The sequence below is a fragment of the Oceanobacillus sp. FSL K6-0118 genome (assembly GCF_038006665.1).
Taxonomy (GTDB): Bacteria; Bacillota; Bacilli; order Bacillales; family Amphibacillaceae; genus Oceanobacillus; species Oceanobacillus caeni.
Window position 1 is genome coordinate 1,990,995 of record NZ_JBBOVR010000001.1, and the last position, 20,052, is coordinate 2,011,046.

17 protein-coding genes and 1 pseudogene are annotated in these 20,052 nt (G+C 34.4%); all 18 read left to right on the forward strand.

Annotated features, from left to right (window positions below; genetic code table 11):
• Positions 1–14 precede the first annotated feature (14 nt).
• The 18 genes and pseudogenes from MHI02_RS10270 to hflX all read left to right on the forward strand — a co-directional run bounded on the left by MHI02_RS10270 (position 15) and on the right by hflX (position 20,051).
• On the forward strand, positions 15–932 hold the full coding sequence (locus MHI02_RS10270; protein WP_060669022.1) for a helix-turn-helix domain-containing protein: 918 nt from the start codon (positions 15–17) through the stop codon (positions 930–932).
• Positions 933–1,009: 77 nt separating this feature from the next.
• The gene (pgsA, locus tag MHI02_RS10275) at positions 1,010–1,588 is read left to right on the forward strand and encodes a CDP-diacylglycerol--glycerol-3-phosphate 3-phosphatidyltransferase (protein WP_047186104.1); all 579 of its coding nucleotides are present in this window, start codon (positions 1,010–1,012) and stop codon (positions 1,586–1,588) included.
• Positions 1,585–2,835, forward strand: a complete 1,251-nt coding sequence (locus MHI02_RS10280; protein WP_338113662.1) for a competence/damage-inducible protein A — start codon at positions 1,585–1,587, stop codon at positions 2,833–2,835. Before pgsA ends, MHI02_RS10280 begins: the two co-directional genes overlap by 4 nt.
• A 162-nt stretch (positions 2,836–2,997) precedes the next feature.
• Positions 2,998–4,035 carry a recombinase RecA gene (gene recA, locus MHI02_RS10285; RefSeq protein ID WP_047186105.1) on the forward strand — a complete coding sequence of 346 codons (1,038 nt, stop codon included), beginning with the start codon at positions 2,998–3,000 and terminating at the stop codon, positions 4,033–4,035.
• Between the two features lie 254 nt (positions 4,036–4,289).
• Positions 4,290–5,852 carry a ribonuclease Y gene (gene rny / locus MHI02_RS10290; protein WP_204798228.1) on the forward strand — a complete coding sequence of 521 codons (1,563 nt, stop codon included), beginning with the start codon at positions 4,290–4,292 and terminating at the stop codon, positions 5,850–5,852.
• Between the two features lie 174 nt (positions 5,853–6,026).
• Positions 6,027–6,824: a TIGR00282 family metallophosphoesterase gene (locus MHI02_RS10295; protein ID WP_341165878.1), complete on the forward strand. Its 798-nt coding sequence runs from the start codon at positions 6,027–6,029 to the stop codon at positions 6,822–6,824.
• Between the two features lie 164 nt (positions 6,825–6,988).
• Positions 6,989–7,249, forward strand: a complete 261-nt coding sequence (spoVS, locus tag MHI02_RS10300; RefSeq protein ID WP_047186108.1) for a stage V sporulation protein SpoVS — start codon at positions 6,989–6,991, stop codon at positions 7,247–7,249.
• Between the two features lie 375 nt (positions 7,250–7,624).
• A complete protein-coding gene (gene miaB, locus MHI02_RS10305) occupies positions 7,625–9,199 on the forward strand; it encodes a tRNA (N6-isopentenyl adenosine(37)-C2)-methylthiotransferase MiaB (protein ID WP_047186109.1) in 1,575 nt (524 codons plus the stop codon).
• Between the two features lies 1 nt (position 9,200).
• Positions 9,201–9,629: a RicAFT regulatory complex protein RicA family protein gene (locus MHI02_RS10310; protein ID WP_083452600.1), complete on the forward strand. Its 429-nt coding sequence runs from the start codon at positions 9,201–9,203 to the stop codon at positions 9,627–9,629.
• A gap of 162 nt (positions 9,630–9,791) precedes the next feature.
• Positions 9,792–10,297 (forward strand): annotated as a pseudogene (locus MHI02_RS10315) (DUF3189 family protein).
• A 291-nt stretch (positions 10,298–10,588) separates the two neighbouring features.
• Entirely contained in the window at positions 10,589–11,161 is a 573-nt protein-coding gene (gene cotE / locus MHI02_RS10320) for an outer spore coat protein CotE (protein ID WP_060668853.1), read from the forward strand.
• Positions 11,162–11,328: 167 nt separating this feature from the next.
• Positions 11,329–13,914, forward strand: a complete 2,586-nt coding sequence (gene mutS, locus MHI02_RS10325; RefSeq protein WP_341165879.1) for a DNA mismatch repair protein MutS — start codon at positions 11,329–11,331, stop codon at positions 13,912–13,914.
• A 137-nt stretch (positions 13,915–14,051) separates the two neighbouring features.
• Complete coding sequence (gene mutL / locus MHI02_RS10330; protein WP_341165880.1) at positions 14,052–15,914, forward strand: DNA mismatch repair endonuclease MutL; 1,863 nt, start codon at positions 14,052–14,054, stop codon at positions 15,912–15,914.
• 56 nt (positions 15,915–15,970) lie between these two features.
• Positions 15,971–16,432: a Dps family protein gene (locus tag MHI02_RS10335; protein ID WP_047186113.1), complete on the forward strand. Its 462-nt coding sequence runs from the start codon at positions 15,971–15,973 to the stop codon at positions 16,430–16,432.
• 27 nt (positions 16,433–16,459) lie between these two features.
• The gene (miaA, locus tag MHI02_RS10340) at positions 16,460–17,395 is read left to right on the forward strand and encodes a tRNA (adenosine(37)-N6)-dimethylallyltransferase MiaA (protein ID WP_257455062.1); all 936 of its coding nucleotides are present in this window, start codon (positions 16,460–16,462) and stop codon (positions 17,393–17,395) included.
• A 39-nt stretch (positions 17,396–17,434) separates the two neighbouring features.
• The gene (gene hfq, locus MHI02_RS10345) at positions 17,435–17,659 is read left to right on the forward strand and encodes an RNA chaperone Hfq (protein ID WP_047186115.1); all 225 of its coding nucleotides are present in this window, start codon (positions 17,435–17,437) and stop codon (positions 17,657–17,659) included.
• A 122-nt stretch (positions 17,660–17,781) separates the two neighbouring features.
• Positions 17,782–18,708 (forward strand): stage V sporulation protein K, encoded by a 927-nt coding sequence (gene spoVK, locus MHI02_RS10350; RefSeq protein WP_257455059.1) that lies wholly within the window; start codon positions 17,782–17,784, stop codon positions 18,706–18,708.
• Between the two features lie 116 nt (positions 18,709–18,824).
• Positions 18,825–20,051, forward strand: coding sequence for a GTPase HflX (hflX, locus tag MHI02_RS10355; protein ID WP_341165881.1), 1,227 nt, complete (start codon positions 18,825–18,827; stop codon positions 20,049–20,051).
• Position 20,052 lies beyond the last annotated feature (1 nt).

Here is a 20,052-nt window from a genome sequence, read left to right on the forward strand (position 1 = left end):
AAGGTGTTTTTTAAATGGACATAGGGGCAAGGCTGAAAGAGGCAAGAGTCTCTAAAGGTATGTCATTAGATGAACTACAAGAAATAACTAAAATTCAGAAGAGATATTTAGCAGCAATTGAAGAGGGAAAACTTGAAATACTTCCGGGTAAGTTCTATGCAAAAGCTTTTATAAAGGAATATGCAAATGCTGTTGGAATTGATCCGAGTGAATTATTAGAAGAGCATAAAGAAGAAATTCCTGAAACAAAAGAGGAATCTCCCCCGGTAGAATATAGTCGAATGCAGAGGGCTAAAAAAGAAAGTGTAGAGAAAAATTCAAAACTCTTCTCCATATTTCCAGCTATTATCGTTATTTTATTAATTCTTGCTATCGTATTCGTAATTTGGTTTTTTAATGGCAGTTCGAGTAAAGGGGATAATGCTGCAAAAGAAGAGAAATTAGATGATACAGAAATTATCATTAACAATCCGAATGATAAAGATAAAGAGAGTTCCGCAACAGAAGATAACAACAAGAATGAAAAATCAACAAATTCAGATTCTAAAGAAAAACAAAAGGATATGAAACAGGAAAATGAATCTCAAGCGGAACTAACAGTTGTAGAAGCGGGAACAGGATCTAGTCCTAAATCTACTCTTGAATTATCGAATGCAGGAGATGAAATTAAATTAGTTTTTGAGACAGATTCAAGAACATGGCTTGATGTGAAAGGTGATCAAGATCAATCTTTATATAGTAGTACTTTTGAAGCTGAGAGCTCACCACTCGAATTAGATTTAAGTGGGTCAAGTCAAATTTACCTAAACATCGGAAATGCCTCCGATTTAAAAGTCACCATCAATGGTATAGAATTAGAATATCCGGTAGATGCTAACCAATATGTGCATCAACAATTATGGATTAATATTAACGATCAAGAAATTGAATAAACATAGTAGACCCTTCCAGTTATCTATGTGGAAGGGTTTCTGTTTCTTTAGTTATAAAAGATAGAAGGGAAAAAAACATGAATTTACCAAATAAACTTACATTATCTAGAATTTTAATGATTCCTATTTTTATTTTACTACTTAGTTATCCATTTGAATGGGGAATATGGGATATAGGATATAGTGAATTACCTGTAGCTCATTTCATTGCTGCACTGATTTTTATTATTGCATCCACAACGGACTGGGTGGATGGTTATATAGCAAGGAAGCATAATTTAGTAACAAACCTAGGGAAGTTTTTAGATCCATTGGCAGATAAATTACTTGTTTCTGCAGCGTTAATTCTTCTTATTGAAATGGGATATGCCCCTGCATGGGTTGTTATCATTATTATTAGTAGAGAGTTTGCCGTAACAGGTTTGCGTTTAGTAGCAGCTGGTGAGGGAATTGTTTTAGCTGCAGGAAGCATGGGTAAAATTAAAACAGCAACACAGATGATTGCCATAGCAATATTATTATTGCATAATTTTCCATTCTCGTATTTTGGATTACCAATTGGTATAATTATGTTATATATCGCATTATTTTTCACTGTTTTATCGGGTATTGATTATTTTATAAAAAATTGGCATGTAATGAGGGATTCTAAATGATGACAAATGTTAAAGCTGAAATAATAGCAGTTGGAACAGAATTACTTTTAGGACAAATAGCAAATACAAATGCACAGTGGTTATCAAACCAACTTGCTTCTTTAGGTATCAATGTGTATCAGCATGGAGTAGTAGGCGATAATTTAAATCGTGTACAGGAAGCATTTGAACAAGCACAAAAACGATCAGATATTATTATAGTTACTGGTGGTTTAGGGCCAACAGATGATGATTTAACGAGAGAAGCTTTTCAACTGATGACAGAACTTGAATTAGTTGAACATAAACCGTCTATGGATAAAATTCAATCATTTTTTGAAAAAAATAATACGGTTATGACACCGAATAATAGAAGACAAGCACGAGTGTTTAAAGGAAGTCAGGTTCTTTTTAACAGGAAAGGTATGGCTCCAGGTATGATTGTTAGTCATGAGTCAACCACGTGGGTTTTCCTTCCAGGTGTGCCAAGGGAAATGAAAGGTTTATTTACAGAGGAAGTTTTCCCATATCTTCAAAAGTTAACCGGGAATACTGAGGTCATTAAGTCGTTGGTATTGAAATTCTTAGGCATTGGAGAGTCAGAATTAGAACATAGATTAAGCCATTTAATCCAGGCTCAGAAAAATCCTACTATTGCACCGTTAGCTCAAAATACTGGTGTCGTTATTCGTTTAACCGCAAAAGAAGAGACTGAGGAACGGGCAGAACGATTATTAGAAGAAAGCAAAAGGCAGATTCTCCATGAAGTTGGAGATTATTTCTATGGAATTAACGATGAGACGATCGAAGAAAATATTATTTCGTTGTTAAAAGAGAAAAAGATGAAAATTGCTAGTGCTGAAAGTTTAACGGGTGGGATGTTTTCGAATAGACTTATTTCGGTAAGTGGTGCTTCTAATGTATGTCGCGGAGGAATTGTTTGTTATGATACGAATGTGAAACAAGATGTGTTAGGTGTTTCCAAAGAAACTATTCAAAATAAAGGTACGGTTAGTGAAGAATGTGCGTTAGAGATGGCAGAACAAGTTTCTAGTAAACTGGATGCCGATATTGGAATAAGTTTTACCGGGGTTGCTGGTCCTGATGAAGTAGAAGGCAAAAGTGTAGGTACCGTTTATATTGCACTTACAACTAGTAATGGAGAGAAAAAAGTAGAGAAATTTATATTTTCTGGTGACAGAAATGCAATTAGAAGAAGAGCGACTTTAAAAGGCTTAGAAATAGTTTTCCACTTTCTAAAATTTTAATTTTGCAAGAAAAGTTAATAGATTTGATGTTTTCTAGTAGTACAAATCAACTTTTCTGGATAATTTTGACTACCAAAACATAAGAACATTTATTCGATTCTTTCTTGGCAAAAGCTAAAAATCATTGTATGATAGTAGTAGTAATTTAAGGAGGTAGTCTCGTTGAGTGATAGAAAACAAGCTTTAGATATGGCTTTAAGACAAATAGAGAAACAATTTGGAAAAGGCTCGATTATGAAACTCGGTGAACAGGAATTAGTGAAGATTGCAACTATTCCAAGTGGTTCCCTAGCATTGGATGTTGCATTAGGTATAGGCGGTTATCCAAGAGGTAGAGTAATAGAAATATATGGCCCAGAGTCTTCTGGTAAAACAACTGTAGCGCTACATGCAATCGCAGAAGCGCAAAAACAAGGCGGACAAGCAGCTTTTATCGATGCAGAGCATGCTTTAGATCCAATTTATGCACGTGCATTAGGGGTAAATATCGACGAATTATTACTTTCACAACCCGATACAGGTGAACAAGCATTAGAAATCGCTGAAGCGTTAGTCCGTAGTGGAGCGGTAGATATTATTGTTGTGGACTCTGTTGCAGCACTTGTGCCGAAAGCAGAAATTGAAGGTGAAATGGGAGACGCCCACGTTGGCTTACAAGCTCGACTGATGTCTCAAGCATTAAGAAAACTTTCTGGAGCGATTAATAAATCTAAAACAACGGCTATTTTCATTAACCAAATCCGTGAAAAGGTTGGTGTTATGTTCGGGAACCCCGAAACAACACCAGGTGGACGTGCGCTTAAATTTTACTCTTCTGTAAGATTAGAAGTTCGCCGTGCGGAGCAGTTAAAACAAGGAAATGAAATTGTTGGGAATAAATCAAGGGTTAAGGTAGTTAAGAATAAAGTTGCTCCTCCATTTAGACAGGCAGAAGTAGATATTATGTACGGTGAGGGAATTTCTAAAGAAGGAGAAATTCTAGATATCGGTTCGGATTTAGATATTGTTGAAAAGAGTGGAGCTTGGTATTCTTATAATGGTGAACGTCTTGGTCAAGGGCGTGAAAATGCAAAAATATTCTTAAGAGAAAATCCAGAAATGATGGATGAAATACACCTAGCAATTAGAAACCACTATAATTTAGATGATACGGATCCCGAAGATGCGGAACAAGTAGGTCAAGAAAGTCTAGATGTTTAATCCATTGAAAAAGGTCTTTACGATAAAATTCGTAAGGACCTTTTTTGGTTAAAATGTATTAAGTTATTTCTTAAGGAAATATATGGATTTTTTTATCGTGTTTTTATGACGTTTTCTTGACATTTATAATACAGGCAATTACAATTGTACTGTATAATTTTATAATTTTTATAAGATTAATTGTTAGATTATGCATCTACATGTTACATGCCGACAATATGAAAGTTAAACCTATGGCAATAGGAGGTGAAAAGATGGACCTTATTTATGTAATCATCTCCATTTTGCTTACTCTGATCGTCGGTATTGTTGTTGGTTATCTGATACGTAAATCTATTGCAGAAGCTAAGATTTCTAGTGCGGAAAATTTAGCTAAACAGATTGTAGAAGAAGCACATCGGAATGCGGAAGCCTCTAAAAAAGAGGCGCTTCTTGAGGCGAAAGATGAAATTCATGAACTTCGCCAGCAAACAGAGGAAGAACTCAGAGAACGTCGAACAGAAGTACAAAGGCAAGAAAATCGTCTGTTGCAAAAAGAAGAAAGTCTTGATAAGAAAAGTGAGACATTAGACAAACGTGAACTGTTGTTAGAGGGTAAAGAACAAAGTCTAGCAGACAAACAACAACAAATTGAAGAAATGAAAAGCAAAGTGGAAGCTATGAAAGAACAGCAGCAAATGGAACTTGAGCGCATTTCTGGATATACATCAGACCAAGCGAAGCAGATTATTTTAGAGAAGATTGAAAAAGAAGTAAAACATGATTCAGCAGTCATGATTAAAGAAGCTGAGAATCGTGTCAAAGAAGAAGCGGACAAAAAGGCAAAAAGTATTTTATCGCTTGCTTTACAGCGCTGTGCTGCAGACCACGTTGCTGAAACAACTGTATCTGTTGTAAACCTTCCAAATGATGAAATGAAAGGACGTATTATCGGGCGCGAAGGTCGAAACATACGTACACTAGAAACATTAACTGGTATTGATTTAATAATCGATGACACACCAGAGGCAGTAGTTTTATCTGGTTTTGATCCAATTCGAAGAGAAATTGCTCGTATTGCATTAGAAAAACTCGTTCAAGATGGACGTATCCACCCAGCAAGGATTGAAGAAATGGTGGACAAAGCAAGACGTGAAGTTGATGAATATATACGCGAGGTTGGAGAAGAAACAACATTTGAGGTTGGCGTACATGGTCTACATCCAGATTTAGTGAAAATACTTGGTCGTCTAAAATATCGTACAAGCTATGGTCAAAATGTGTTGAAGCATTCTACTGAAGTTGCGTACCTTTCAGGGTTGCTTGCTGCTGAATTAGGCGAAGATGTAACGTTAGCAAGAAGAGCAGGACTTCTACATGACATTGGTAAAGCAATAGACCATGAAGTGGAAGGCAGTCACGTAGAAATTGGCAAAGAATTAGCCATTAAATACAAAGAACACCCTGTTGTCATTAATTCCATCGCTTCCCACCATGGTGATGAAGAGGCTACATCTATTATTGCTGTATTAGTAGCCGCTGCCGATGCACTGTCTGCAGCAAGACCGGGTGCTAGAAGTGAAACACTTGAAAATTACATTAAGAGATTAGAGAAATTGGAAGAAATCTCTGAATCATTCGAAGGTGTAGAAAAGTCTTTTGCAATTCAAGCGGGTAGAGAGATTCGGATAATGGTTAAACCTGATGAAATTGACGATTTAGAATCCGTTCGTATTGCTAGGGATATAAGAAAACGAATAGAAAATGAGCTCGATTATCCAGGCCACATTAAAGTGACTGTGATAAGAGAAACGAGAGCAGTAGAATATGCAAAATAACAAAAGTAGCCATATTAAGTGGCTACTTTTGTTTTGCGTTGAAATAGTATAAAATCTTAACGTATCAAACAATGGTTTTTCTAATCGTTTTAAATAAATAGAAATTAAATTTTTTGACTTTGAAAAATGATTATGAAAAACTATAAGTAATAGATAAGATAGGATGATAGCAGAATGAAAATATTATTTATTGGAGATGTCGTAGGATCTCCAGGAAGAGAAATGGTTAAAGAATATTTACCAAAATTAAAAGAAAAATACCGCCCCCATTTAACCATTATAAATGGTGAAAATGCCGCTTCAGGTAAAGGTATAACGGAAAAAATTTATAAACAATTTATGGAATGGGGTGCCCAAGTAATTACGATGGGAAATCATACTTGGGATAAAAAAGAAATATTTGAATTTATTGATGATGCGAAATATATGATTCGTCCAGCTAATTTTCCCAAAGGAACACCTGGTAAAGGGATTATCTATATGAATGTAAACGGGGTGGAAGCTGCGATCATTAATTTACAAGGAAGAACTTTTTTACCAGCAATTGATGATCCGTTTTTAGAAGTAGATGAATTAATAGAGGAAGCCAAAAAGCGGACTAATATTATATTTATTGATTTCCACGCGGAAGCAACAAGTGAGAAACAGGCAATCGGCTGGTATGTGAATGGAAGTGCAAGTGCAGTTGTAGGTACACATACTCATACACAAACTGCAGATGAACGCATTTTGCCACAAGGTACCGCATATATTACTGATGTGGGAATGACGGGTCCATATGATGGGATTTTAGGTGTGGATAGAGATGCGATCATAAAAAGATTTTTAACATCTTTGCCTGTCCGCTTTGAAGTAACGAAAAATGGAAGAACACAGCTAGGGGCAGTAGTGATAACAATAGATAATCATAGCGGTAAAGCAACGAATATTGAACGGATTTTAATAAATGAAGATCATCCGTTTTTTGGCTGAAAATTTCTTTTAAAAATTCCACTAGCTTCGTAAGGCTTTTCATGGGATGGGCCATCTGATTTATGGAATCTTTTGAAAAATTGATGCATAATAGGGAATAAGCTAACATCTCCACGAATATAGTATCAGTAGAACTATAATAGCAAATGAAGGAGGTACTAGTCATGGAAGTATTAAAAGTTTCAGCAAAATCAAGTCCAAATTCAGTAGCAGGTGCACTTGCAAATGTATTAAGAGAACGTGGTACAGCGGAGATTCAAGCAATTGGAGCAGGTGCTCTTAACCAGGCAGTGAAAGCTGTTGCTATAGCAAGAGGATTTGTTGCACCGAGTGGAGTAGATTTAATTTGCATCCCAGCCTTTACAGATATTATGATTGATAATGAAGAAAGAACTGCGATTAAACTAATTGTAGAGCCTCGATAATGGTTTTTTAAACCCTCCCTTTCTTATAAATTAGGGGAGGGTTTTTATTTGCTCATTATATTTTTTATTGTTAAATTTAAGAATAGGGGTTATACTGTAAAATTGTAAACTTATGTATATTTAATTCCGTGTTCAAAAGGGAGGATATAAAGGACCGAATCGGCTAAAGTCGCAACGTCCTGGGGCTCCTATTACTCGTCCCACCGTAAAGATTTGTTGCAACATCGATGCTGTTATCGCCAACGAACTTCTTTAAAGGAAAACCGACTAAAGATAAGTTTTGTGCCCAACTCACGCCTCCACTTTTGAAGGGGCATGTTATTTTTACTGGACTTTTTGAACGACCTCTTTAAGTCCTATGAAAGGAGTATAACTATGAATGAAGAGCAACGTAAAGAACAAGCACAAATAAAACAAGTAGATTCAGTGGATCATAGTAATCAGGACAATATAGAACGTATTAAGAACACTTCAAGTGAGGAAATGATAGCGAAATACTTTCAAACAAGTTATCAACCTCCTGATATAAAAAAAGCTAGAAAACGGTTTAAAGAAGACGTTAAATTCCATTACGATTTCTCCATTCCAGAAGATATGAAAACAATTGGAAAAGGTAAAAAATTCCTCATTCGTACATATGGTTGTCAGATGAACGAGCATGATACCGAAGTAATGGCAGGTATTTTAAGTGAAATGGGATATGAGTCAACCTCAGAAACAAATGAAGCTGATATTATCCTATTAAATACATGTGCAATCCGTGAAAATGCTGAAAATAAAGTATTTGGAGAAATTGGACATTTAAAACCACTTAAATTGGAAAAACCAGATGTTATTCTAGGTGTATGCGGTTGTATGTCGCAAGAAGAGTCCGTTGTAAACCGTATCATGAAGAAACATCCTCATGTCGATTTAATCTTTGGAACACACAACATCCATCGCCTACCAGACTTAGTTAAAGGAGCAATGTTTGGCAAAGAGCAAGTTGTTGAAGTTTGGTCTAAAGAAGGCGATATTATTGAAAACCTTCCTAAAGTAAGAAAAGGTAAAATTAAAGCTTGGGTTAATATTATGTATGGTTGTGATAAATTCTGTACATACTGTATCGTCCCAATGACGCGTGGTAAAGAAAGAAGTCGCCGCCCGGAAGACATTATTCAGGAAGTTCGTCATTTAGTTGCGCAAGGGTATCAGGAAGTTACATTACTGGGTCAAAACGTAAATGCGTATGGAAAAGACTTCGAAGATATAGAGTATACATTTGGTGATTTAATGAATGACATTCATAAAATTGACATTCCACGGGTGCGTTTTACTACCTCCCACCCAAGAGATTTTGATGATCACTTAATTGAAGTGTTAGCTCAAGGTGGAAACCTTCTTGATCATATTCACCTTCCAGTCCAATCAGGAAGTAGTGAAGTATTGAAGAAAATGAACCGTAAATATACGCGTGAAGAATATTTGGAATTAGTACGTAAAATACGAAAAGCAATCCCTAATGTAACACTTACAACTGATATCATCGTTGGCTTCCCTAATGAAACAGATGAACAATTTGAGGAAACGATGTCGTTAGTGGAAGAAGTAGGTTTTGAGGCTGCTTATACATTTATTTATTCTCCACGTGAAGGGACACCAGCCGCACGTAAAAAAGATGATGTCCCAGAAGAAGTGAAGAAACAACGTCTATACCGTCTAAATGAATTGGTAAATAAACAAGCAGCAGAATCCATGAAGACGTATAAAGATAAAGTAGTTAAGGTTTTAGTAGAGGGTGAAAGTAAGAAAGATCCCGATGTATTAGCAGGATATACAGAAAAGAATAAGTTAGTAAACTTTAAAGGTCCGAAATCTTCAATTGGTAAAATAGTAGATGTTAAAATTACGGAAGCCAAAACGTGGTCGTTAGATGGTATAATGGTGGAAAATACAATTGAGGTGAACTAATGTGGCTACCTATACACGTAAAGATGTACTAGATGAAGCAAAAAGGCTAGCAGAAATGCTGTCAAGCACAGATGAAATAGAAAGATTTAAGCAAGTAGAAGCTAAATTAAACGAAAATCAAAAAGTACAGAAGCTCATTCAAAAAATAAAAACGTTACAAAAACAAGCAGTAAATTTCCAAGCATATGGAAAACATGAAGCGCTAAAAAAAGTAGACGAGGAAATCGAGCGTCTACAAAATGAAATTGATGAAATTCCTATTGTTCAGGAATTTAAAGAAACTCAAATTGTAGTAAATGACGTTTTACAACTTGTTTCAGGAACTATTGCAAGAGAAGTTACGAATCGAGTGATTGAATCAACTGGTGGGGATATATTATCTGGCGAGACAGGTTCGAAGGCGAAAAATAAAATAGGTTGTTCTCATTAAAATAAAAACCAAGCATAATATTCTTGCTTGGTTTTTATTTTTAAAAAATGATTTCGGGAATTAAACGGTATGACCGGATCATATTAAAATGTTAATTATAATATACATTAATCGGTTTAACCTAGGTAATCTTGGTCACAATAATAACGGAGGATGATTATTGTGATATTTATATACAATGACTACGGAGGAACACACACTACATCGCTCGCTGCAGCATACCATCTAAAAAAACTTCCAACAGATAGGAAACTAACAAAAGATGAAATCGTTCATGTAGATTATTTTAACAAATTAACAAAACATGATTTGGGTAAATTGATATTTCATGGGATTGATGAAGAAGGAAACAAAGTTTATACTTTAGGCAGGAAAAATAATAAGTATGTTGTTCCCGCGTTAAAGTCTTTTATTGAGTTGCTGCAAGAAAAATATGATTTTAATGAGAAAGTAATATTTTCAAACACTTCACCGACTGTACCACTTGTAATGTCAATTGGAGGCTTTTTTCTCGGGGGATAAACATGGAGTTTATCGGAAATCCATTACTTATATTAGGAGCCAAACAATGTTGTAATCGTATTAATAGTTTAGTTGAGCAAACCAAAAAAGAAAGTATTGCAAGAACTAGTAAATTAATCGTTTTAGATAATAAAGCGTTTAAATAAAGAATATAAAAAGCAATTGTTAAAATAGGCCCCTAGCCGTTTGTAGGGGCCTATTTTTTATCCCATCTAAACGGGCAGTAAGACTTCCACCTTATGCTTCTGGGAAAACAAAGAAGGATCAACTACCCGTAAAGGTCTGATAAGTGCAACTAACCATCAGTGGGGATAAAGGAAAACTCCACTGATGAAAGTCTTCTTTATAAATGATTTATTGCATTTAAACAATATCATGCACTTTAGGTATTTGTCTTGCATAAAATGACAATGAAAAAAGAGGAGGTAAAAGTAATTATGACTTTTCTTGATAAAGACTACAGACAGATTATCACGAAAGCAGTTATTGGAAAAGGACGTAAATTCACACAAGACTCTCACTCCATTACCCCATCACATAGACCATCAAGTATTTTAGGATGCTGGGTTATCAACCATTTATATAATGCAAAACAAAAATCAGAGGATACGGTTGAAATAACAGGAAGCTATGATATCAACGTTTGGTATTCGTATAATGATAATACGAAAACGGAGGTTGTAACGGAAAGGGTAACGTATACAGATATTATTCCACTTTCCATTAAAGATGAAAATATGCTAAGTGATGAGTGTGATGTTTTAGCTAAAGTGGTACAACAGCCTAACTGTTTAGAATGCAAAATTACAAACAAAGGTCACAAAATTGTTGTTGAGGTAGAGCGAGAGTTTGTTGTGCAGGTAATTGGTGAGACAAAATTATTTGTTAAAGTAGATCCTAAATGGAGCTATGACCATGATGATCATGATGACGATGATTCATGGGACTATAAAGTAACAGATGATGAATTAGAAAGTGTAAAACCCGACTTTTTAAATAAAAAGGATTAAGAGCAAAGGCGCCGAATCCGGACGCGACCATTCCTTAAAAGAAATTATTCAGCAAAAAATACGAGGGAATTTTTCCCTCGTATTTTTGTTTCATTTACCTTTGTCGAAATAACTCAAATTTATGCTATAATATTTGTAGTAAATATCGGTTTTTTTGGAGGATTTTTATGACTAAGCTGACACCAATGATGGAACAATATATGAAAATAAAAGCAGATTACAAGGATGCTTTTTTATTTTATAGACTTGGCGACTTTTATGAAATGTTTTATGATGATGCATTAAAAGCAGCAAGAGAATTAGAAATAACGTTAACGAAACGTAGTAATGGAAAAAACGAACCAATTCCAATGTGTGGCGTTCCTTATCATTCAGCTGAGGGATACATTAAGACATTGATTGATAAAGGGTATAAAGTAGCAATTTGTGAACAAGTAGAGGACCCTAAGACAGCCAAAGGAGTCGTTAAACGAGAAGTAGTTCAATTGATTACTCCGGGAACGGTTATGGAAAGTAATATGTTAAATGAAGGTGAAAATAACTATATTGCTAGTCTATCACATTTTGAAGATGGCTCGTTTGTTATTGTATATAATGACCTATCTACAGGAGAAAACCAGATTGCAGAGATTACACAAGGTTGGGATGCGGTCGTTCATGAATTATATAACCAACCGATAAGAGAGATTGTTGTGTCCTCCAATCTTCCTGAAAATCTACAAAAGCAATTACAGGATAAATTAAATGTAACATTGTCTTATCAAAATGAAGTTACTTTTAATGCGGAATATCGGGATTTAAGTGAAAATTTAAATGACAAAAAACTCATGAAAGCTTTTAGTCGATTATTGAATTATATCCAATATACACAAAAAAGATCTCTTGACCATTTAAAAAAAGCAGAAGTGATTCAACTAAACAATCATCTTTCTTTAGATATGTATTCGAAGAGAAATTTAGAATTAACAGAAACGATTATTAAAAAGGGCAAACACGGAAGTCTACTATGGGTGTTAGATCAAACTGTCACCGCTATGGGTTCTAGAACGTTAAAAAAATGGGTGGAAAGACCCTTATTAAATCAAAATCAGATTGAAAATAGATTAGACGTGGTGCAAAGTTTTTACAACGGTTTTATGGAAAGAGATTCCATACGGGAAATCTTGAAATCTGTCTATGACTTAGAGCGATTAGCAGGTAGAATTGCTTTTGGGAATGTAAATGCTAGAGACTTAATACAATTGAAACAATCATTGGAGAAAATACCAGAATTAAAATTAGTTTTAAATCAATTTCATCAAGAGCAAATTAAAAATCTAGCTAATCAATTAATTTACCCTGAGTACATAGTAGACTTGTTGGAGAAAGGTATAATTGATGAGCCCCCAATATCAATTAAAGAGGGTTCTATTATAAAAGATGGATATAACCAAACACTTGATTCTTATAGAGATGCTTCCAAAAATGGTAAGAAATGGATAGCGGAATTGGAACAAAAAGAAAAACAAGAAACGAATATCAAATCATTAAAAATAGGATTTAATAAAGTATTCGGCTATTATATTGAGGTAACGAAAGCAAACTTGCATTTACTACCTGAGGGAAGATATGAACGTAAACAAACCTTAACCAATGCAGAAAGATTCATTACCCCAGAATTAAAAGAAAAAGAAGAATTAATTTTAGAAGCAGAAGAAAAAAGTGTCGATTTAGAATATCAATTATTTGTAGAAATAAGAGAGAAGATAAAAGAGCATATTCCTGAATTGCAACATATTGCAGAGGTGGTAAGTCAAATTGATGTACTACAAGCTTTTGCTACGGTGAGTGAAAAGAATAATTATAAACGACCAACTTTTGATGAAAACGAGCTTTCTATCCAGAACGGACGACATCCAGTTGTTGAGCAAGTCATGAAAGAAGGAAATTATGTTCCAAATGATATTCAATTGGATGAAGAAAAAAATATGTTATTAATTACGGGACCAAATATGTCTGGTAAAAGCACGTACATGCGTCAGCTAGCTTTAACAGTGATTATGGCTCAAATAGGTTGTTTTATTCCAGCGGACGAAGCAAAACTGCTTATTTTTGATCAAATATTTACTCGAATAGGTGCTGCGGATGATTTAGTATCTGGGCAAAGTACATTTATGGTAGAAATGCTTGAGACTAACCACGCGATAAGTAACGCAACTGAGAAAAGTTTAATCTTGCTAGATGAAATAGGGCGTGGGACTAGCACGTATGATGGTATGGCTTTAGCGCAAGCGATTGTGGAATATATTCATAATCATATCCATGCTAAAACAATGTTTTCTACCCATTACCATGAATTAACTAGTTTAGAAAAGACATTACCTAGATTAAAAAATATTCATGTTCGAGCTGAAGAATACGAAGGTAATGTTATATTTTTACACCAGATCAACGAAGGTGCTGCGGATAAAAGTTACGGAATCCATGTTGCTAAGCTAGCTAACTTACCAGAGGACTTAATAGAAAGAGCGAATGTTATTTTACAAGATTTAGAGGCTGGGAATAAATCACAACCAACATTGGAAAACGAACAACAAGGTCAACTTTCCTTTTTTGAAGAAGATGAATCAGAACCAAACGCAAAGAAAGAAAATAATTCTACATTAGAGAGCAAGATTATTAATGCTTTAAAAGAAATTAATTTATTTGATTTAACACCTATGGATGCGATGAATGAACTATATAAGCTTCAGAAAGAAGTAAAAAAACTGTAGAGAAATAATAGTGGTTCTTGCACGCCCGGAAAAGCGGTTTTCTTTTTCAAGAGCGGTGAGTCTTGCCAGTTAGAAACGTCGAATGTTATTTTTACCTGATTTTTTGAACCAACCTTATTAGAAAGGATTTTGCCTTAATGAAGATCGTACAAATGTCTGATGCATTAGCAAACAAAATAGCAGCTGGGGAAGTAGTAGAAAGACCAGCATCTGTCGTAAAGGAATTAGTAGAGAATAGCATTGATGCAAACAGTACATGGATTAAAGTCGATATTAAGGAAGCAGGACTAGAAGAAATTAAGGTTACCGATAATGGGGATGGAATGTCAGAGGAAGACAGTGAACGTGCATTCCTACCTCATGCAACAAGTAAAATACAGAATGAAAGTGATCTATTCCATGTAAAAACACTAGGATTTCGCGGAGAAGCACTAGCTAGTATCGCATCCGTTAGTAAGTTAATTGTAAAAAGTTCTGAAGGGGATAAAGCGGGCATTCAATTAATACTAGAAGGCGGAAAAATTATAGATAAAAAGAAAAGTGATGCAAGAAGAGGTACGGAAATTACTGTAAATGATTTATTTTTTAATACACCCGCACGGTTAAAATATATGAAAAGCCTTCATACAGAATTAGGTCATATTACGGATTTGTTAAATCGATTAGCTCTTTCACATCCAAACATACGATTTGAAGCAACACATAATGGGAAAGGGCTTTTTAAGACTGCTGGTACAGGTGATCTACTTCAAGTTATTTCACAAGTGTACGGTATGAATGTAGCGAAGAACATGTTGATGGTTAAAGAGGAAAATTTAGATTTTCATATCGAAGGCTTTATTGCTAAACCGGAAATTACTAGGGCATCAAGGAATTATATATCAACCATTATTAATGGGAGGTATATTAAAAGCATTCCATTGAATCAAGCAATTATTCGTGGTTATCATACATTACTTCCAATTGGCAGATCGCCGATAGTGGTACTATCTATTAATATGGATCCTATTTTAGTTGATGTAAATGTACATCCTACGAAACTTGAGGTACGCTTTAGTAAAGATAAGGAACTCTATACACAAATTGAGGAGCTTATCCGTCATAAATTTAGAGAACTTACGCTAATTCCGGAAATGACAGAAACCAGTAAGCCGAAACCAAAAGAAAAAAGCTATCAACATTCCATGGATTTTAATAGTTCATCTTCCGTGATAGAATACAATGATAGTGTCAGGGAAACTATCGGTAATTGGTCGAAACCCGCCGACGTGGAAGAGGACGCTTTGGAGGATAATCTCACCCCAACTAATTCATCTAGTCCAAAGGAAGAGATTTTTACAAGCTATGAAGTAAATAAAGATGAAATAAAAGATGAATATAGAAATGAAGAACTTTCATTTAAAAATGTCTCCAAACAAAGAGTCCCAATGATGTATCCTATTGGTCAGTTACAAGGAACATACATTTTAGCGCAAAATGAAAATGGTCTATATATGATTGATCAACATGCGGCGCAAGAAAGAATCAAATATGAATTTTTTAGAGATAAACTAGGTAAGCCTGCAAATGAATTACAAGAATTATTACTTCCGATGACATTTGAATTTTCAAAGCAGGAATCACTTTTTATCGAACAATACAAAGAAGAGATGGAAAAAGTCGGGATATTTTTTGAAGCTTTCGGCAATCAAACATATATTATCCGATCCCACCCCAATTGGTTTCCAAATGGATTTGAAGAAGAAGTCATTCGTGAAATGGTAGAACAAATTATGAATGAAGAAAAAATCAATGTAGAATCTATTAGAGAAGATGCGGCGATCTTAATGTCATGTAAAAGGTCAATAAAGGCAAATCATTATTTAAATCAAGATGAGATGTTTCGTTTATTGGAAGATTTAAGAAATACGACAGACCCTTTTACTTGTCCACATGGTAGACCGATTATTGTTCACTTTTCTACTTATGAGTTAGAGAAGATGTTTAAGCGAGTTATGTGAAAATGTATAAATTTCCCACTCTATTGGCAATAATAAAACCAAAAGGGGTGTGGAATTTGGAAAATAAAAATCAAGAATTAATTAATTTCCTTAATCAAGAGCTATCCAATTACTTTGTATTATATGTAAAGCTTCACCGATATCATTGGTTTATACAAGGGAGACATTTCTTTACACTTCATGAGAAATTTGAAGAAATGTATGAAATGGTAGCAAGTGACCTTGATGAAATAGCGGAACGAATCCTAGCAATAGATGGGAAACCACTAGCAACCATGTCCAAGTATTTAAAAGAAGCTACATTGACAGAGGCAAATGCAGATGATAAGGAAAATGAAATAATCAATCAATTAATTCGAGATTATCAACAAATTATTGGTGAAATTAAAGAGAGTGGCTTATCATTAGCTGAAGAACAGCAGGATGAACCGACTGCCGATTTATTAATCACTATTCAAGGAAAGTTAGAAAAATATGTTTGGATGTTAAATAGTTACCGGGCATATGATTATAAATGAATAAATAATAAAAATAGGGGAAGACTCATGAAAAATACCGTAATTTCTATTATGGGACCAACCGCTGTCGGAAAAACCAGTTTAAGTATTGAGGTTGCTAAGCGGTTTAACGGAGAAATAATAAGTGGAGACTCCATGCAAGTTTATAAAGAGATGAATATTGGGACGGCTAAGATAAAGAAAACAGAAATGGAAAATATTCCTCATCATATGATTGATATAAGAGAGCCTGATGAGGAATTTTCTGTTGCTGATTTTAAACAACATGTACAATATTATATTGAAGAAATATCGAATCGTAATAAATTACCAATACTCGTTGGCGGTAGTGGCTTATACATTCAAGCCGCCTTATATAATTACCATTTTTCCAATCAAAAAAGAGATGAAGTTCTTACACAAAAGTTAGAAAAAAGAATAGAAGAAGAAGGACCAATACCTGTATATAATTATTTAAAAGAAATTGATCCTGTCCAGGCCGAAAAAATTCATCCAAATAATTATAGACGTGTTATTCGTGCTTTGGAAATCTATGAAACAACTGGAAAAACGATGACAGAGTATCAAAAAGAACAAACGCTTGAATCACCATATCATTTGATTCTTATTGGTTTAGAAATGGATAGACCCGAATTATACGAACGAATTAATCATCGAGTTGACAAAATGCTAGAAGAAGGTTTAATTCAAGAAGTGAAGTTATTGATAGATAAAGGTTATGAAAATTGTCAATCAATGAATGCGATTGGATATAAAGAATTGGTTCCATATGTTCGAGGAGAAATTTCATTAAATGAAGCAGTTGAAACGCTTAAAAGGAATTCGAGAAGGTATGCTAAAAGGCAGTATACATGGTTTAAAAATAAAATGAACATAAACTGGTATGATATGTCAGACTTAAATAATAAAGAAAAGTTTCATATAATTTTAGATGATATAGCAGGAATTTTGCATAAAAGGTAGAACTTATTAATGTATAGATAGAATAGAGGAGGAAGCACGATGGCACAATCTGTTAACATTCAGGATCAATTTCTAAATCAATTAAGAAAAAATCATATTTCAGTAACAGTTATTCTAACAAACGGTTTCCAATTAAGGGGTATTGTAAAAGCATTTGATAATTTTACAGTACTGGTAGAATCAGAGGGTAAACAACAATTAATTTTTAAACATGCAATCTCAACTTTTGCACCAGTTAAAAACGTTTCACTTGATAAAGAATAATATCCAAACGGGCAAAAATAATTGCCCGTTTTTAATTTGCGATTAAAGATTCTGATATACTGGGCGTTTGTCACAATTTCTTAAGAAGTGAGTATACTAAAAGTGACAAAAGGGGTGATCGTGTGGAGTCGCAAATAAATCGTCATAAAAATGGTCAAATAAATATAGTTTTACATGAAAATAAAAGGTTAAAGGCCGAGTATGGAACAAATATCAGACATAAGCAAAATAACCCATTTAAAAATATAGATAGTGAATTCCAGGCATTTATTGGAATGGATAAACTGAAATCCACAGTGAAAGAAATTTATGCTACATTAGTAATTAACGAAAAGCGAAATGAATTAGGTTTAAAAAATTCAAAACAAGTTCTTCATATGCTTTTTAAAGGAAATCCTGGTACTGGAAAAACGACAGTTGCCAGGAAATTGGCTAAGCTTTACTATGATATGAATTTACTTTCTAAAGGCCACTTTATCGAAGCAGAACGTGCGGATTTAGTTGGAGAATATATAGGCCAAACCGCACAAAAAACACGTGCCATTATTCAAAAGGCAATGGGTGGAGTGTTATTTATTGATGAAGCTTATTCACTTGCCCGGGGTGGTGAAAAGGATTTTGGGAAAGAAGCGATTGATACGCTTGTAAAACATATGGAAGATCACCAAAACGATTTTGTACTTATTTTAGCTGGCTATCCACAAGAGATGGACAGATTTTTGCGATTAAATCCCGGATTAAAATCTAGGTTTCCATTTATTTTAGATTTTGCTGACTACGATGTTAATGAATTGATGGATATTGCTAAACAAATGGCTGCAGAAAGAGAGTATAAATTAACAAAAGAGGCGGAATGGGAACTACGTAATTATTTATATAAAAAGATACAAGAAAAATCACGAAATTTTGCTAACGCTAGATTTATAAGGAATGTGATTGAACATTCTATTCGAATGCACGCAATGAGATTATTGGAGCAAGAACGTTTTACAGCCGATGATTTAGTTTATATCACTGCAAAAGATATGCAACTGAATGAGAAATCCTAAAAAATATAACCTCAGTATGAACTGGGGTTATTTTTGTATTATTATCGTATCTATGATGTAATAATAAGTTAAGGTTAACCTAAGTATAATTCGCTTATAAGAAAGAGGTTTAATGAATGCCAGAAGAAAAAATTTTAATTATTGCGGTCAAAAAGCCGACACAAAAGGATGAGCAATTTCAATCTTCATTGGAGGAATTAATTTCCTTGGGAAGAACAGCAGGCGGAAACGTTGTAGAAACTATTACGCAAAATAGAAATAGAATCCATCCTGCAACATATATTGGCGAAGGGAAAATGGAGGAAATAAAACAAGAAGTAGAAAAATTGGACATTGATTTAGTTATTTCCAACGATGAACTTTCTCCTGGTCAATTACGAAATTTATCTAATTTTTTAGGTGTGCGAATCATTGATCGAAGTCAGTTAATTTTAGATATTTTTGCAAGGCGTGCGAAAACGAAAGAAGGTAAATTACAAGTAGAGTTAGCACAATTAGAATATATGTTGCCGAGATTAGCGGGACATGGTGTGGAAATGTCACGTCTAGGTGCCGGAATTGGTACGAGAGGTCCAGGAGAAACCAAACTAGAAACAGACCGACGCCATATTAGAAATAGAATCGTGGATATAAAAAGGAAATTAAAAATTGTCGTTCGTCAACGTGAACAATATAGAAAAAGAAGAAAAACGAATGAAGCTTTTCAAATAGCAATTGTAGGATATACGAATGCAGGAAAATCTACTATTTTCAATCGCTTAACCAAAAGTGATTCGCTTGAAGAGGACAAACTGTTTGCTACGTTAGATCCTTTGACAAGAAAAATTAATTTTCCATCAGGTTTTGAGGCTTTAGTAACGGATACCGTTGGGTTTCTTCAAGATCTACCCACTGCATTAATTGCTGCTTTTCGTTCGACGTTGGAAGAGGTTAAAGAAGCGGACTTTTTAATTCATGTGGTGGACGCTTCACAGGAAAATCAGGAAGAACAACAGAGAACGGTGATGAAATTATTAGAGGAATTAGACTCCCATACGATTCCAATGCTCACTGTTTATAACAAAAAGGATTTATTAGAAACTGAATTTTTCCCAATTCATCACCCTAACATCTTAATTAGTGCTTATAATCATGAGGAACTTAATCAAATGTTAGTGCGAATTGAGAAAATATTAATGGAACAATGGAAAAGTTATAGTATTCAAATTAATGATGGAAATATGTTAGCTAAACTAGAACGTGATACAATAATAACGGCTAAACAGTTTGATGAACAATCCAATAAATTTAATGTTAGTGGATATATTCGGGCCAATCATCCATTAAATCATGTAATGGATTAAA

What these genes read in the sequence shown, in the direction of transcription:
- MHI02_RS10270 (WP_060669022.1), top strand. Translation starts at nt 15, where the DNA reads ATGGACATAGGGGCAAGGCTGAAAGAGGCAAGAGTCTCTAAAGGTATG.
- pgsA (WP_047186104.1), top strand. Translation starts at nt 1,010, where the DNA reads ATGAATTTACCAAATAAACTTACATTATCTAGAATTTTAATGATTCCT.
- MHI02_RS10280 (WP_338113662.1), top strand. Translation starts at nt 1,585, where the DNA reads ATGATGACAAATGTTAAAGCTGAAATAATAGCAGTTGGAACAGAATTA.
- rny (WP_204798228.1), top strand. Translation starts at nt 4,290, where the DNA reads ATGGACCTTATTTATGTAATCATCTCCATTTTGCTTACTCTGATCGTC.
- MHI02_RS10295 (WP_341165878.1), top strand. Translation starts at nt 6,027, where the DNA reads ATGAAAATATTATTTATTGGAGATGTCGTAGGATCTCCAGGAAGAGAA.
- spoVS (WP_047186108.1), top strand. Translation starts at nt 6,989, where the DNA reads ATGGAAGTATTAAAAGTTTCAGCAAAATCAAGTCCAAATTCAGTAGCA.
- miaB (WP_047186109.1), top strand. Translation starts at nt 7,625, where the DNA reads ATGAATGAAGAGCAACGTAAAGAACAAGCACAAATAAAACAAGTAGAT.
- cotE (WP_060668853.1), top strand. Translation starts at nt 10,589, where the DNA reads ATGACTTTTCTTGATAAAGACTACAGACAGATTATCACGAAAGCAGTT.
- mutS (WP_341165879.1), top strand. Translation starts at nt 11,329, where the DNA reads ATGACTAAGCTGACACCAATGATGGAACAATATATGAAAATAAAAGCA.
- mutL (WP_341165880.1), top strand. Translation starts at nt 14,052, where the DNA reads ATGAAGATCGTACAAATGTCTGATGCATTAGCAAACAAAATAGCAGCT.
- miaA (WP_257455062.1), top strand. Translation starts at nt 16,460, where the DNA reads ATGAAAAATACCGTAATTTCTATTATGGGACCAACCGCTGTCGGAAAA.
- hfq (WP_047186115.1), top strand. Translation starts at nt 17,435, where the DNA reads ATGGCACAATCTGTTAACATTCAGGATCAATTTCTAAATCAATTAAGA.
- hflX (WP_341165881.1), top strand. Translation starts at nt 18,825, where the DNA reads ATGCCAGAAGAAAAAATTTTAATTATTGCGGTCAAAAAGCCGACACAA.